The 14,251-nt window shown below is 71.1% G+C and carries 12 protein-coding genes; all 12 read left to right on the top strand.

Annotated elements, in window-relative coordinates; genetic code table 11:
* Window positions 1-1,209 (top strand): methionine adenosyltransferase, encoded by a 1,209-nt coding sequence (gene metK / locus ACT3UF_RS14785; protein ID WP_441444082.1) that lies wholly within the window; start codon window positions 1-3, stop codon window positions 1,207-1,209.
* Window positions 1,206-1,622: a phosphoribosyl-AMP cyclohydrolase gene (hisI, locus tag ACT3UF_RS14780; protein ID WP_441444081.1), complete on the top strand. Its 417-nt coding sequence runs from the start codon at window positions 1,206-1,208 to the stop codon at window positions 1,620-1,622. The genes metK and hisI overlap by 4 nt, the downstream gene beginning before the upstream one ends.
* Window positions 1,615-3,240, top strand: a complete 1,626-nt coding sequence (locus tag ACT3UF_RS14775; protein ID WP_441444080.1) for an anthranilate synthase component I — start codon at window positions 1,615-1,617, stop codon at window positions 3,238-3,240. Before hisI ends, ACT3UF_RS14775 begins: the two co-directional genes overlap by 8 nt.
* Window positions 3,237-3,938 carry a Trp biosynthesis-associated membrane protein gene (locus ACT3UF_RS14770; protein WP_441444079.1) on the top strand — a complete coding sequence of 234 codons (702 nt, stop codon included), beginning with the start codon at window positions 3,237-3,239 and terminating at the stop codon, window positions 3,936-3,938. The genes ACT3UF_RS14775 and ACT3UF_RS14770 overlap by 4 nt, the downstream gene beginning before the upstream one ends.
* Before the next feature lie 111 nt (window positions 3,939-4,049).
* A complete protein-coding gene (locus ACT3UF_RS14765) occupies window positions 4,050-4,394 on the top strand; it encodes an HGxxPAAW family protein (RefSeq protein ID WP_441444078.1) in 345 nt (114 codons plus the stop codon).
* Window positions 4,395-4,426: 32 nt separating this feature from the next.
* Window positions 4,427-4,858: a DUF2752 domain-containing protein gene (locus tag ACT3UF_RS14760; RefSeq protein ID WP_441444077.1), complete on the top strand. Its 432-nt coding sequence runs from the start codon at window positions 4,427-4,429 to the stop codon at window positions 4,856-4,858.
* A gap of 76 nt (window positions 4,859-4,934) precedes the next feature.
* Complete coding sequence (gene trpC / locus ACT3UF_RS14755; RefSeq protein ID WP_441444076.1) at window positions 4,935-5,768, top strand: indole-3-glycerol phosphate synthase TrpC; 834 nt, start codon at window positions 4,935-4,937, stop codon at window positions 5,766-5,768.
* On the top strand, window positions 5,765-7,108 hold the full coding sequence (gene trpB / locus ACT3UF_RS14750) for a tryptophan synthase subunit beta (RefSeq protein ID WP_441444075.1): 1,344 nt from the start codon (window positions 5,765-5,767) through the stop codon (window positions 7,106-7,108). The genes trpC and trpB overlap by 4 nt, the downstream gene beginning before the upstream one ends.
* Window positions 7,105-7,932, top strand: a complete 828-nt coding sequence (trpA, locus tag ACT3UF_RS14745) for a tryptophan synthase subunit alpha (RefSeq protein WP_441444074.1) — start codon at window positions 7,105-7,107, stop codon at window positions 7,930-7,932. Before trpB ends, trpA begins: the two co-directional genes overlap by 4 nt.
* Window positions 7,933-7,992: 60 nt before the next feature.
* Window positions 7,993-8,922, top strand: coding sequence for a prolipoprotein diacylglyceryl transferase (gene lgt, locus ACT3UF_RS14740; protein ID WP_441444073.1), 930 nt, complete (start codon window positions 7,993-7,995; stop codon window positions 8,920-8,922).
* A 117-nt stretch (window positions 8,923-9,039) separates the two neighbouring features.
* Entirely contained in the window at window positions 9,040-13,617 is a 4,578-nt protein-coding gene (gene gltB, locus ACT3UF_RS14735) for a glutamate synthase large subunit (protein WP_441444072.1), read from the top strand.
* Window positions 13,610-14,251, top strand: a 642-nt coding sequence (locus tag ACT3UF_RS14730; RefSeq protein ID WP_444608417.1) for an FAD-dependent oxidoreductase, incomplete at its 3' end; no start/stop codon positions are given. The genes gltB and ACT3UF_RS14730, both read left to right, overlap by 8 nt.

Below are 14,251 nucleotides of genomic sequence, written 5' to 3'. Positions count from 1 at the left end.
ATGACCTCCAGCAAGCTGCGCACCTTCACGTCCGAATCGGTCACCGAAGGGCACCCAGACAAGATCTGCGACCAGATCTCCGACGCGATCCTCGACGATCTGCTGGCCCAGGACCGCGATGCGCGCGTCGCGGTGGAGACGCTGGTCACCACCGGGCTCGTCCACGTCGCCGGGGAGGTCCGCACCTCCGGATACAGCGACGTCTCGACGATCGTGCGCAATGTGATCCGGGAGATCGGCTACGACTCCTCCGAGAAGGGCTTCGACGCCGATTCCTGCGGTGTGCAGGTCTCGATCGGCGCGCAGTCCCCGGACATCGCCCAGGGTGTCGACAACTCGCTCGAAGCTCGCGGTGATTCCACGGCAGAGGCCTTCGCGCGGCTCGGCGCCGGAGACCAGGGACTGATGTTCGGCTACGCCTGCCGGGACACCCCGGAGCTGATGCCGCTGCCGATCCACGCCGCGCACCGCCTGACCCGCAACCTCTCGACCGCTCGCCGCGACGGGGTGCTGCCCTACCTCCGCCCCGACGGGAAGACCCAGGTCTCGATCGGCTACGACGAGGACGGCGTGGCCCGCAGTGTCGAGGCGATCGTGGTCTCCACCCAGCACAGCGAGGAGGTCGACCTGCTCACCCAGCTGGCACCGGCGATCTCCAAGGTTGTCATCGCCCCGGTGCTCGAGGACCTCGAAGCGCTGGGCCTGGACACCACGGATGTCACCACCCACATCAACCCCTCCGGCCGCTTCGTGCTCGGCGGGCCCAAGGGCGATGCGGGACTGACCGGTCGAAAGATCATCGTGGACACCTACGGCGGGATGGCCCGTCACGGCGGGGGCGCGTTCTCCGGCAAGGACCCCTCGAAGGTCGACCGCTCCGGCGCCTACGCCATGCGCTGGATCGCGAAGAACATCGTCGCCGCCGGTCTCGCGGACCGCTGCGAGGTGCAGGTCGCCTACGCGATCGGGGTCGCCGAGCCGGTGGGTCTGTACGTCGAGACCTTCGGCACCGGCCACGCTCCCTCGCACCAGATCGCCGCTGCGGTGCGGAAGGTCTTCGATCTGCGCCCCGCCGCCCTGATCGACGCTCTGGACCTGCTGCGTCCGATCTACTCGCTGACCTCGGTGCACGGCCACTTCGGCCGTGAGCTGCCGGAGTTCACCTGGGAACGTGCCGACCGTGCCGAGGAGCTGGAGCGCGCACTGTGAGCACCCTTGATCGCGCCTCCGCTGACGGTTCCCTGCCCGTCTCGGGTCTCGACCCCGCCCTCGCCTCCCGCCTCAAGCGGGACGTCGACGGCCTGCTGACCGCTGTGGTGCAGGACGCCACCGACCAGCGGGTGCTGATGGTGGGCTGGATGGATGACGAGGCGCTGCACCGCACCCTCAGCACCGGCCGCGTCACCTACTGGTCCCGTTCCCGCGGGGAGTACTGGCGCAAGGGCGACACCAGCGGTCACGTCCAGTGGGTCCGCTCCGTCGCGCTGGACTGCGACGCCGATACCCTGCTGATCCGGGTGGACCAGGTCGGCGCGGCCTGCCATCGCGGGACCGACACCTGCTTCGACGGCGGCGATCTCGATGCCGTCGTCCTCGACCCCACGGAGCGCAGGCATGACTGACCTTCCCCTGACCGGCCCGGGCACCGACGGTACTGCCGAGCCCGCCGAGCCCGTCCGCGCGGCTGCCTATCCGGAGCAGGTCGGCGGCCGGGAGGGGGACGCGCTCGGCGTGATCACCCCGGACCGGGCGACCTTCCGTGAGCTCGCCGCCCGGCAGCGGGTAGTGCCGCTCAGCGTCCGCCTGCTGGCCGATGAGGACACCCCGGTCTCGCTCTACCGTCGGCTCACCGCCGATGGCGACACCCGTGGCACTTTCCTGCTCGAATCGGCAGGCGAGGGAGAGGCATCGCGGTACTCGATCATCGGCACCAGGGCGCGCGCCGTCCTCACCGAGCGCGACGGCGAGGCGCACTGGCGCGGCGACGTCCCGGCCGGGGTCCCCACCGCGGGCAGCCCGGTGGAGGCGCTGCGTGCGGTCACCAGCGCCTTCCACGCCGCCCGGCAGCCGCATCTGCCGCCATTCTCGGGTGGGCTGGTCGGCTTCATCGCCTACGACGCCGTGCGGCACTGGGAGAAGCTGGACGCCTCCCCACCGGACGAGATCGGGTTGCCGGACCTCTCGATGTTGCTCGCCCAGGACGTGGTGGTCCATGACGCCCATGACTCGACCGTGGTGCTGGTCGCCAACGCCCTGAACCTCAACGCCACGGCCGACGGGGTCGACGCCGCCTACGACGACGCGCTCGCGAGGCTCGAGAGGATGCGCGAACGGCTGCGCACCCCGGTGAGCACCGGGCCGATCGTCTATGACGCGTTGCGCGAGCTCGAGCCCAAGGCCCGCACCTCCCAGCTCGAGTACGAGCGGGCCGTCCACGAGGCCGTCCAGGACATCATCGACGGCGAGATCTTCCAGGTGGTGCCCTCGCAGCGGTTCTCGCTGCCGGTCTCCGCCGACCCGCTGGACGTGTACCGCGTGCTGCGGCGGATGAACCCCAGCCCGTACATGTACCTGCTGCGGACCGTCGACGCCGAGGGCGAGCCGATCGACGTGGTCGGAGCCAGCCCCGAATCCTTGGTGACGGTGCGCGGGACCACCGCCACCACCCACCCGATCGCGGGCTCGCGTCCGCGCGGCGCGACGCCGGAGGAGGACGAGCGCCTGGGCAGCGAACTGCTCGCCGACCCGAAGGAACGCTCCGAGCACCTGATGCTGGTCGACCTCGCCCGCAATGATCTGCAGAAGTTCTGCGCCCCGGGCACCGTGGTGGTGCGCGACTTCATGCACATCCAGCGCTTCTCCCACATCCAGCACATCGTCTCCACCGTCACCGGCCATCTGCGCGAGGGTGCACTGGCCTATGACGCGCTGCGCGCGACCTTCCCGGCCGGGACCCTCTCCGGTGCGCCGAAGCCCTCGGCGATGCGGATCATCGACCGCCTGGAGCCCGTGCGACGCGGCGTCTACGGAGGCACCGTCGGTTACATCGACTTCGCCGGTGACATGGACATGGCGATCGCGATCCGGACCGCGGTGATCAAGGACGGCACCGCTCACGTCCAGGCCGGTGGGGGAGTGGTCGCAGATTCCGACGCGACCATGGAGCACCGCGAGACCCAGTCCAAGGCCGCCGCCGCGCTGCGGGCCGCGGCCTCGGCCGAGACCCTCCGCCCGGCATGAGCGAGCAGCCCCCGGCCCGGCACCCTGCCCGCCTCGGTCGCCGCGCCACCGTGCTCGCCGCGACCGCAGCCTCCGCGCTGCTGGCCGGGGCGACCCGCACCACCTGGATCCACGCCACCGCACCCGATCTGACCGGCACCGCCCAGCAGGTCGAGGTGCTGGGGTCGGAGGCGGCTCCGGCAGTGCTCGCGCTCTCCCTGGCGGCGATCGCGGCCTCCCTCGCCACCTCGCTCTCGTCGGCCTGGCTGCGGTTCCTCACCGGACCGGTGCTGATCGTGACCGGCGTGGGAGCGGCCTTCGCCGCCTTCTCTGCGGCGCAGGCCCCGCAGGACGCCGCGGGCTCCGCAGTGGCTTCCGCGACCGGGGTGCTGGGAGCCGCGGTGCAGGCAGAGGCGACCTCCTGGCCGCTGCTGACCCTGATCCCGGCTCTCGCCGTCGCCGTGATCGGCGTGCTCGTACTCGTGGTCGGCCGGTCCTGGCCGACCGGCAGCCGTTATCGCAGCGCGGCACTGGCGGCGCCTGTGCGTCGCGGTGATCCCGCCGAGGACCCTGCCGCAGCGTGGGACGCGCTCACCCGCGGTGAGGACCCGAGCCTCAGCAGCGGTGAGGTGGACAGCGAGGACACCGCTCGCGGTGAGGGCGAGGGCGAGGACCGTCCCGAACCTCCCGTTCAGGGGCGGCCCGGCACTGCCGGGTGATCCTCCTCACCGGATGCGACGGGGCCTCGCGCCACGCCGCGGACCGGGCGCCTCGGACGGCGGATGACGTGGCACAATGGCCCCGACCGGGACCCTGACTGGAGAAGGATCATGCCGAAGACCTACGCTGTGCCGCCGCCCCCTCATCACAACGAGGGCAAGACCGTTGCGGGCTGGACCATGAACCTCGGCATCGTCCTCGGTTCGATCCCCATCGCGGCCGGCATGATCCTGTCGGACATGACGATTCTGATCTGGATCGGCGCCGGCATCATCGTGCTGGCCATCGTGGTCGGTGTTGTGCTCTCCCTGGCCGGGCTCGGCCAGCCCCGCGGCTACAGCCAGCTCTCCGCCGAGGTCACCGCCGATGGCGGCGCGAACGCGCGGGGACATGTGCCCGCCGATGGCGGCACCAACGCACGGGGCAATGTGCCCGCCGAGGCCGACGCCAGGTGATCGACGCGGCGAGGAGTGGGCACGGCGGCGCCGTGCTCCACGCTCCCGCCCGCAGCCCTCGTCGGGCTCTCCTGCCGCTCGCGATCGGCATCGGCGGCGTGGCCGTCGCGGCCGGGGTGCAGCTGGTCTTCGACCCGTTCCGCACCCACATCCCGCTGTGCATCCTGAATCACCTCACGGGGCTGGAGTGCCCCGGCTGCGGAGCGATCCGTGCCGTGCACTCCCTGCTCGCCGGTGATCTGTTGCTCGCGTTGCGGAGCAATGCGCTGGTGACCATTGCGATCCCTCTGGTCGCGGCCGGGCTCCTGACCTGGGCGGTGCGTCGTGCCCGAGGACTGCGCACCGACCTGATGCCCTCGAAGCCGGTGCTGCTGGGTCTGGTCGGCATCGCAGTCCTGTTCGCGGTGCTGAGGAACCTGCCAGCTTTCTGGTTCCTCGCCCCGATCTCCTTCGTCGGCGGCTGACCCCGCCCGCCGGCCACCCTTGCGGAACCCGCGGCACAGCGTGCCGTACCGCTCCGACCTGCTGCAGGAGGCATGCGTGACCACCACCGGAACCGTCCTCGATGAGATCATCGACGGCGTGCGCGAGGACCTCGCGCCGCGTCGCGCCGCCGTGCCCGATGTCGAGATCCAGCGCCTGGCCAGGGCTGCCGGTCCGGCTCTGGATGCCCGGGCGAGCCTGCGCGGTGATGGCACCACTATGGGCCTGATCGCCGAGGTCAAGCGTGCCAGCCCCTCCAAGGGAGCTCTCGCCGAGATCCCGGAGCCGGCCGAGCTCGCCGCCGTCTATGCCCGCGCAGGCGCCTCCGCGATCAGTGTGCTCACCGAACAGCGCCGCTTCCGCGGAACCCTCGCCGATCTCGATGCGGTCCGTGCCCGGGTCGAGGTGCCCGTGCTGCGCAAAGACTTCGTGGTCGAGCCGTACCAGGTGTTCGAGGCCCGTGCCCACGGTGCCGACCTGGTGCTGCTGATCGTGGCCGCCCTCGACGACGCCCAGCTGCGCGAGCTGTACGAGCTCATCATGGAGCTCGGCATGCAGGCGCTGGTGGAGGTCCACACCGACCAGGAGCTGGACCGTGCACTCGCGCTCGGAGCGGACATCATCGGAGTCAACGCCCGCAACCTCAAGGACCTCAGCGTCGACCTCGGGCGGGCCGCGGACCTGCTGCGCCGCATCCCGGCGGGGCCGCTCGCGATCGGTGAGTCCGCCGTCCTCTCGGTGGCGGACGTCGAGGCCTACGCCGCCGCCGGCGCCGACGCGGTGCTGGTCGGCGAAGCGCTCGTCACCTCGGGAGACCCGGCCGCTGCAGTGACGTCGTACCGCCAGGTGGCCCGTCGCGGCCGCCCCCTCACGGAAGGAGCTCAGGCATGAGCAGCCCCGACCACGAACGTTCCCTCTCCGAACGAGTCGTCACCGACCTCACGCGCCCGCTCTCCGAGCTGCGCTCCGAGGCGGGTCCCTACTTCGGTGATTTCGGTGGCCGCTTCCTGCCCGAGGCGCTGGTGCCCGCCCTCGATGAGCTCACCGAGATGTACGAGAAGGCGATCATCGACCCCGAGTTCATCGCCGAGCTGCAGCACCTCGCCGCCGAATACACCGGGCGGCCCTCCCTGCTCTCCGAGGCGCCGCGCTTCTCCCAGCTCGCCGGCGGTGCCCGCATCCTGCTCAAGCGCGAGGACCTCAACCACACCGGCAGCCACAAGATCAACAACGTCCTCGGGCAGGCGCTGCTGACCAAGCGCATGGGCAAGACGCGGGTGATCGCCGAGACCGGTGCCGGCCAGCACGGGGTCGCAACGGCCACCGCAGCAGCGCTGTTCGGCCTCGACTGCACCATCTACATGGGCGGCGAGGACACCGAGCGCCAGGCGCTCAACGTCGCACGGATGCGCCTGCTGGGTGCGGAGGTGATCGCTGTCGAGCAGGGTTCACGCACCCTCAAGGACGCGATCAACGAGGCATTCCGCGACTGGGTCGCGAACGTCGAGACCACCCACTACCTGCTGGGCACCGTCGCCGGCCCGCACCCTTTCCCGGCCATGGTGCGCGACTTCCACCGCATCATCGGCGAGGAGGCCCGGGCGCAGACCCTCGAGCGGGTGGGCCGCCTGCCCGACGCGGTGGTCGCCTGCGTGGGCGGCGGCTCCAACGCGATGGGGATCTTCCACGCCTTCCTCGACGACACCGACCCGCTGGTGCGCCTGATCGGCTGCGAGGCCGGCGGCGACGGGATCTCCACCGGTCGCCACTCCGCGACCATCACCGGCGGCACCCCCGGCGTGCTCCACGGAGCCCGCAGCTTCGTGATGCAGGACGAGGACGGCCAGACGATCCCCTCCCACTCGGTCTCCGCTGGCCTGGACTATCCCAGCGTCGGCCCCGAGCACGCCTGGCTGGCGGACATCGGCCGCGCCGAGTACCGCGCGATCGACGACGGCCCCGCCATGGAGGCCTTCGCCCTGCTGTCCATGACCGAGGGCATCATGCCCGCGATCGAGTCCGCCCACGCCCTGGCCGGTGCGCTGGTGCTGGGCCGTGAGCTCGGCGAGGACGCCGTCATCCTGGTGAGCCTCTCCGGCCGCGGGGACAAGGACGTGGACACCGCCTCGCGCTGGTTCGGCCTGGTCGGGGACGAGCCCGCCCGCGCCGATCTGTCCGCGCTGCGCGCTGCGGCCCGTGAGACCACCGACCCGGCAGAGGAGTCCCGATGACCACCGCTGAGAACCACCGCCTGCGCGCAGACGAGGTCCTGGACCGCGCCCGCGCCGAGAACCGGGCCGCGCTGATCGCCTACCTCCCCGTCGGCTTCCCGGATCTGGAGCGCTCGATCGAGGCCGCGCGGATCCTCATCGACCACGGCGCCGACATGATCGAGCTGGGACTGCCCTATTCCGATCCGGTCATGGACGGAGCGGTCATCCAGGAGGCCGCCGCCGCCGCACTCGAGGGCGGGACCCGCACCCGCCACGTGCTCCAGGCCGTCGAGGCGCTCTCCGGCCGCGGCGCCGCGATCCTCGTGATGAGCTACTGGAACCCGATCCTCGCCTACGGGCCCGACGCCTTCGCCCGCGATCTCGCCGCAGCCGGCGGCGCCGGCGTGATCACCCCGGATCTGATCCCCGATGAAGGCGCGGACTGGATCGCCGCGAGCGAGAAGCACGGCGTGGACCGGGTGTTCCTGGTCGCGCCCAGCTCGCCCCGTGATCGGCTCGAGCATGTGGTCTCGCACACCCGGGGCTTCGTGTACGCAGCGAGCACCATGGGCGTGACCGGAACCCGCGCGAGCGTCTCCGCAGCGACGGAGGGCCTGGTCGAGCGCACTCGCGCGGCCGGCGCGAAGAACGTCTGCGTGGGACTCGGCGTCTCGAACGGTGAACAGGCCTCCCAGGTCGGCGCGTACGCTGATGGAGTTATCGTCGGGTCCGCGTTCGTCCGTGCCCTGCTCGAGAACCAGGACGACGACGCCGCAGCCCGCACCGCGCTCGCGGCCGTGGCCGATGACCTCCGCGCCGGCGTCGAACGCGCCCGCGCGTGACCGCCAGCGAATGACCTGAAGCCCCGATAGCCCGATGAGCCGAGAACAGGAGATGCCGCGATGATCCCCAGCTCTCCGATCTCTGCGCTCTCCCTCGGCCCGCTGACGATCCACTTCTACGCCCTGTGCATCCTCTCCGGGATCGCGGTGGCGATGTGGTGGGCGACCAAGCGCTGGGAGAAGCGCGGCGGAGACGGCGACACGCTGTTCGACATCATCTTCGTCGCGGTGATCGCCGGCATCATCGGCTCCCGCATCTGGCACGTGCTCACCTCGCCGGCGCCCTTCTTCGGACCCGACGGCGACCCGCTCGCGGTGCTCTACATCTGGCAGGGCGGACTCGCCATCTACGGCGGAGTCGCCGGTGGTGCGCTGGCAGTGTGGATCATGGCGAAGGTGAAGGGCGTCTCCTTCACCGCCCTGGCCGACACCGTCGCCCCCACCCTGATGATCGCCCAGGCGCTGGGACGCACCGGGAACTGGTTCAACCAGGAGCTCTACGGCCCGCCGCTGAACGCCTGGTGGGCCTGGGACGTCACCTGCGTGACCAACGGACAGACCATCGGCGGCTGCGTGCCCGGCACCTACCACCCCACCTTCCTGTATGAGCAGCTGTGGCTCCTCGCCGGCCTGGCCGTGCTGCTGCTGCTCAGCCGCCGCTACCAGTGGGCCGGCGGCAGGATCTTCTGGGCCTACGTCGCGATCTACTCCACCGGTCGCGCCTGGATCGACGCGATCCGCTCCGAGCCGGTGCTGATGATCGGCCCGCTGCGCATCCACACCGTGGTCGCGATCGTGATGGCGCTGGTGGGCGTCGCCATGTTCCTCCTGCTCACCCATCGCAAGCAGCAGCGTGGGGGAGAGGTCGTCGCCGCGGACGGTTCCTTCGAGCTGCCCGCGCAGACGGCGGGCAACGGCCCTGACGAGGACGAGACGGAGAAGTCCGGCACGCCTCCGTCCCCAGCCACGGATCCCTCACCCGGACCGTAGGCACCGCACCCCCGAGCGACGCAGATCGCCAGGACGGGTGGCGAGCCCCGGCACCGGGTGCTCGTCGAATCCGACGAACCCGTCACTGGCCGCCCACTCCGAAGGGCTCTCTGCGTCATGCTCCCGCTCACCTCCCGTTTCTCGTCCTTCCCCGGCCCGCAGGGCCTCTACCACCCCGACTCCGAGGTCGACTCGTGCGGCGTGGCGATGATCGCCACCCTCCGCGAGCCCGGACACCACATCGTCGAGCACGCCCTCACGGCGCTGCGCAACCTCGACCACCGCGGCGCAGTCGGCGCCGAGGAGAACACCGGCGACGGCACCGGCATCATCCTCCAGCTGCCGGACGCCTTCCTGCGCGAGGTCAGCGGGCTCGACCTGCCGCCCGCGGGCTCCTACGCCGCGGGCACCGCCTTCGTGCCGCGCGACGCCGCGGGCCGGGCCGAGGTCCTCGGCGCCGTCGAGCGGATCTCCGCGGAGGAGGGGCTGCAGCTCCTGGGCATCCGCGAGGTCCCCACCACCGACGGGCTCGTCGGCCCCTCGGCGGAGGCCGTGCGGCCGGACATGGTCCAGGTCTTCCTCGCCGATGCGGCCGAGGCGCGCAACGGGCTGGACCTCGAGCGGGCCGCCTTCGCGGTGCGGCGCCGGGTCGAGCACGCCACCGCCGGGTACTTCCCCTCCCTCTCCACGCGAGTGATGGTCTACAAGGGCATGCTCACGCCCTTCCAGCTCGACGAGTTCTACCCGGACCTGCGCGATCCCCGCCTGGCCACCCGGATCGCCGTCGTGCACTCGAGGTTCTCCACGAACACCTTCCCGGCCTGGCCGCTCGCCCAGCCGTTCCGCACCCTCGCGCACAACGGCGAGATCAACACCGTGATCGGCAACCGCAACCGGCTCCGTGCGGCCGAGGGGTCGATGGTCACCGGTGCCTTCGGCGAGGACTTCGCCCGCCTGCTGCCGGTGAACACCCCTGGAGCCTCGGACTCGGCGAGCCTCGACGAGGCGCTCGAGCTGCTCCACCTCAGCGGCCGCTCCCTCGTGCACTCCCTCATGATGCTCATCCCCGAGCCGTGGGAGAACGACGAGTCGATGGACCCGGACCTGCGAGCCTTCTACGAGTTCCATGCCGCGCTCCAGGAGCCATGGGACGGCCCGGCCGCGGCCGTCTTCACCGACGGCACCCGGGTGGGCGCGCGTCTGGACCGCAACGGGCTGCGTCCCCTGCGCTACTGGGTGATGGAGGACGACCTGGTGGTGCTCGGCTCGGAGACGGGTCTGGTGGACCTGCCGCGCAGCGGCGTGGTGCGCACCGGCCGCGTCGCGCCGGGGGAGATCTTCCTGCTCGATCTCGAGCGCGGCGAGATCGTGCCCAGCGAGGAGATCACCCGCGAGGTCGCCACCGAGCACCCGTACCGCACCTGGGTGCGCGAGCAGAAGGTCTCCCTCTCCGAGCTTCCCGAGCGCGAGCACATCACCCACTCCCGCGCTTCCGTGGTGCGCCGCCAGCAGACCTTCGGCTACACCGAGGAGGAGCTGCGCATCCTGCTCGCGCCGATGGCGTCTATGGGCGCCGAGCCGCTCGGTGCGATGGGCACGGACACCCCCATCGCCGTGCTCTCGGAGCGTCCGCGTCTCCTGTTCGACTACTTCACCCAGATGTTCGCGCAGGTGACGAACCCGCCCCTGGACTCCCTGCGCGAGGAGATCGTGACCTCTCTGGGCGTGACGCTCGGTCGCTCACGCAACCTGCTGGACGCGACCCCGCAGCATGCCCGCCAGCTGTCCCTCGACTTCCCGATCCTCGACAACGACGAGCTCGCGAAGATCATCGCGATCGACGCGAACCCGGACACCGCCGACTTCCACACCGTGCGCCTGCGCGGCCTGTACCCCGTGGGAGGCGGCACCGCGGCGCTCGAGCTGCGCCTGCACGAGATCTGTGAGGAGGCGGGCCGCGCGATCGACGAGGGCGCCACCTTCCTGGTGCTCTCGGACCGCGATGCGAACCAGGTCCTCGCCCCGATCCCGTCCCTCCTGCTCACCAGCGCGGTCCAGCACCACCTGGTGCGCACCGGGCGGCGCACCTCTGCGGCGCTGCTGGTCGAGGCGGGCGATGTGCGCGAGGTCCACCATGCCGCGCTGCTGATCGGCTACGGCGCGAGCGCGATCAACCCCTATCTCGCGATGGAGAGCGTCGAGGAGCTCGTCGAGCGCGGCGTGATCAGCGACGTGACCCCCGAGAAGGCGGTCGCGAACCTCAACAAGGCCCTCGGCAAGGGCGTCCTGAAGATCATGTCCAAGATGGGCATCGCGACGGTCGCCTCGTACCGCGGCGCGCAGATCTTCGAGGCTGTCGGTCTCGCCCACGACCTTGTGGAGGAGTGGTTCTCCGGCACCATCAGCCGGATCGGCGGCATCACGCTCGACGTGATCGCTCAGGAGAACGCGGCCCGCCACGCACTCGCCTACCCGGTGGACGGCCAGCGCCCCGCGCACCGCAGCCTCCCCGTGGGCGGCGAGTACCAGTGGCGTCGCGAGGGCGAGCCGCACCTGTTCACCCCCGAGGCGGTCTTCCGTCTCCAGCACTCCACGCGCACCCGTCAGTACGAGGAGTTCCGCCGCTACACCGACGAGGTCGACGACCAGCACGAGCGGTTGATGACCATCCGCGGCCTGCTGCGCCTGCGCACCGGGGCCCTGGAGCCGGTGCCGCTGACGGAGGTGGAGGGGGTCGACGCGATCACCCGTCGCTTCATGACCGGCGCGATGAGCTACGGCTCGATCTCCCAGGAGGCTCACGAGACGCTCGCGATCGCGATGAATCAGCTCGGCGGCATGTCCAACAGCGGCGAGGGCGGCGAGGACCCCGAGCGCCTGCGCGACCCGGAGCGCCGCAGCGCGATCAAGCAGATCGCTTCGGGCCGCTTCGGCGTCACCAGCGAGTACCTCACCTTCGCCAAGGACATCCAGATCAAGATCGCCCAGGGCGCCAAGCCCGGTGAGGGCGGGCAGCTGCCGCCGGAGAAGGTGTACCCGTGGATCGCCCGCACCCGGCACTCCACGCCCGGCATCGGGCTGATCTCCCCGCCGCCGCACCACGACATCTACTCGATCGAGGACCTGGCCCAGCTGATCCACGACGCGAAGTCCGCGAACCCGGCTGCGCGCGTTCACGTCAAGCTGGTCTCCCGCTTCGGCGTGGGCACGGTCGCGTCGGGCGTCTCCAAGGCGCATGCGGATGTCGTGCTGATCTCCGGCCATGACGGCGGCACCGGCGCGAGTCCGCTGAACTCGCTCAAGCACGCGGGCACCCCGTGGGAGCTGGGCCTCGCCGAGACGCAGCAGACTCTGCTGCTGAACGGCCTGCGGGACCGGATCACGGTGCAGGTCGACGGCCAGCTGAAGACCGGCCGTGACGTCGTGATCGCCGCATTGCTGGGCGCAGAGGAGTACGGCTTCGCCTCGGCCCCGCTGGTCGTCTCCGGCTGCGTCATGATGCGCGTCTGCCACCTGGACACCTGCCCCGTGGGCGTCGCCACCCAGAACCCGGAGCTGCGCGCACGCTTCACTGGGAAGGCGGAGCATGTGGTGACCTTCTTCCGCTTCATCGCCGAGCAGGTGCGCGAGCACCTGGCGGCCCTGGGACTGCGCTCCCTCGACGAGGCGATCGGTCGCAGCGACCTGCTTGCCCTGGCCGAGGGTGGGCATGCCGGCACCGCGCTCGGCGCCGCCAAGCGGGAGGGACTGGACCTCGCGGCGATCCTCGCCGCGCCGACCATCCACGAGGGGGACTTCCCCCGTCGTCGACGTGGCCAGGACCATCACCTGGACCGTGCTCCCGACCATTCCTGGATCGCGCAGGCCGACGCCGTGATCGAGGGGATCGAGCGCTCGATCTGCCTCCGCGACACGCTCCGCAACGTGCAGCGCAGCGCCGGCACCCTGCTCGGTCATGAGGTCACGCGCCGCACCGGCGGCGACGGGCTCCCCGACGACTCGATCGTGCTCGATCTCGACGGCACCGGCGGGCAGTCCTTCGGCGCCTTCCTGCCGCGAGGCATCAGCATGCATCTGACCGGGGACGCCAACGACTACGTCGGCAAGGGCCTCTCGGGCGGGATCATCGCTGTGGGCCACGGTGCCGGGACCTCGCCGTCGCTGACCTCCGCACCGATCGCGGGGAACACCTGCGCCTACGGAGCGACCAGCGGCCGTCTGCTGCTGGCCGGCGCGGCAGGGGAACGGTTCGGGGTGCGCAACTCCGGAGCCACCCTCGTGGTCGAGGGCATCGGCGACCACGGCGCGGAGTACATGACCGGCGGTGCGGTGCTGGTGCTGGGCCCGACGGGACGCAACCTCGGCGCCGGGATGAGCGGCGGCACGCTGTTCGTGCTGGATCTGGATCCCAGCCGCCTGAATCCGGCCGACGCCGCCGGCTTCGAGCTCAGCGCCGTCAAGGACGAGCACCGCGAGTTCGTGCTTGAGGCGGTGCGTGATCACGCCGCGCGCACCGGCTCCGACCGGGCGGCCGCGCTGCTCGCGGACGAGGAGGAGCTGTTCGGTCGGCTCACCGAGATCGCGCCGCGCGCCTTCCTCACCATCACCGCGCTCCGTGAGGATGCGGTGGCCCGGGGCAACGACCCCGATGCGAACGATGTCTGGAACGAGATACTGGAGGCCACCCATGGCTGATCCCCGCGGATTCCTGCGCTACCGAGACCGTGAGCTGCCGGCCCGCCGGCCCGTGCCGTTGCGACTGATGGACTGGCGCGAGGTGTACGAGGCTCGTGAGAAGGGCACCCTCGACGTCGTCTCCCGCCAGGCCGGGCGCTGCATGAACTGCGGCATCCCCTTCTGCCACCAGGGCTGCCCGCTGGGCAACCTGATCCCCGAGTGGAACGACCTGGTCTACCGGGAGGATTGGCGGGAGGCGAGCGAGCGCCTGCACGCCACCAACAACTTCCCGGAGTTCACCGGCCGCGCCTGCCCGGCGCCGTGCGAGTCCAGCTGCGTGCTGGGCATCAACCAGCCACCGGTGACGATCAAGAACATCGAGCTCTCGATCGTCGAGCGGGCCTTCGAGGAGGGCTGGCTCGATCCGGTCGAGCCCACCCGCCAGACCGGCCGCTCGGTCGCCGTCGTCGGCTCGGGCCCTGCGGGCCTGGCCGCCGCTCAGCAGCTCACCCGGGCCGGTCACTCCGTGGTGGTGCTCGAGCGCGACGACCGCCTCGGCGGCCTCATGCGCTACGGCATCCCCGAGTTCAAGCTCGAGAAGCGCTTCGTGGACCGACGCCTTCAGCAGATGCGCGCCGAGGGCACCCGCTTC

This window comes from Brachybacterium sp. AOP24-D1-21 (assembly GCF_052378665.1).
In the GTDB taxonomy this organism is placed as follows: domain Bacteria; phylum Actinomycetota; class Actinomycetes; order Actinomycetales; family Dermabacteraceae; genus Brachybacterium.
The sequence above is the reverse complement of the archived record's forward strand: the minus strand, read 5'-3'. Positions and strand labels throughout refer to the sequence as shown.

Coding starts and splice junctions, on each gene's coding strand:
- trpA (WP_441444074.1), top strand. CDS start 7,105: ATGACCACCGCTGAGAACCACCGCCTGCGCGCAGACGAGGTCCTGGAC.
- trpB (WP_441444075.1), top strand. CDS start 5,765: ATGAGCAGCCCCGACCACGAACGTTCCCTCTCCGAACGAGTCGTCACC.
- gltB (WP_441444072.1), top strand. CDS start 9,040: ATGCTCCCGCTCACCTCCCGTTTCTCGTCCTTCCCCGGCCCGCAGGGC.
- metK (WP_441444082.1), top strand. CDS start 1: ATGACCTCCAGCAAGCTGCGCACCTTCACGTCCGAATCGGTCACCGAA.
- ACT3UF_RS14770 (WP_441444079.1), top strand. CDS start 3,237: ATGAGCGAGCAGCCCCCGGCCCGGCACCCTGCCCGCCTCGGTCGCCGC.
- ACT3UF_RS14765 (WP_441444078.1), top strand. CDS start 4,050: ATGCCGAAGACCTACGCTGTGCCGCCGCCCCCTCATCACAACGAGGGC.
- lgt (WP_441444073.1), top strand. CDS start 7,993: ATGATCCCCAGCTCTCCGATCTCTGCGCTCTCCCTCGGCCCGCTGACG.
- ACT3UF_RS14775 (WP_441444080.1), top strand. CDS start 1,615: ATGACTGACCTTCCCCTGACCGGCCCGGGCACCGACGGTACTGCCGAG.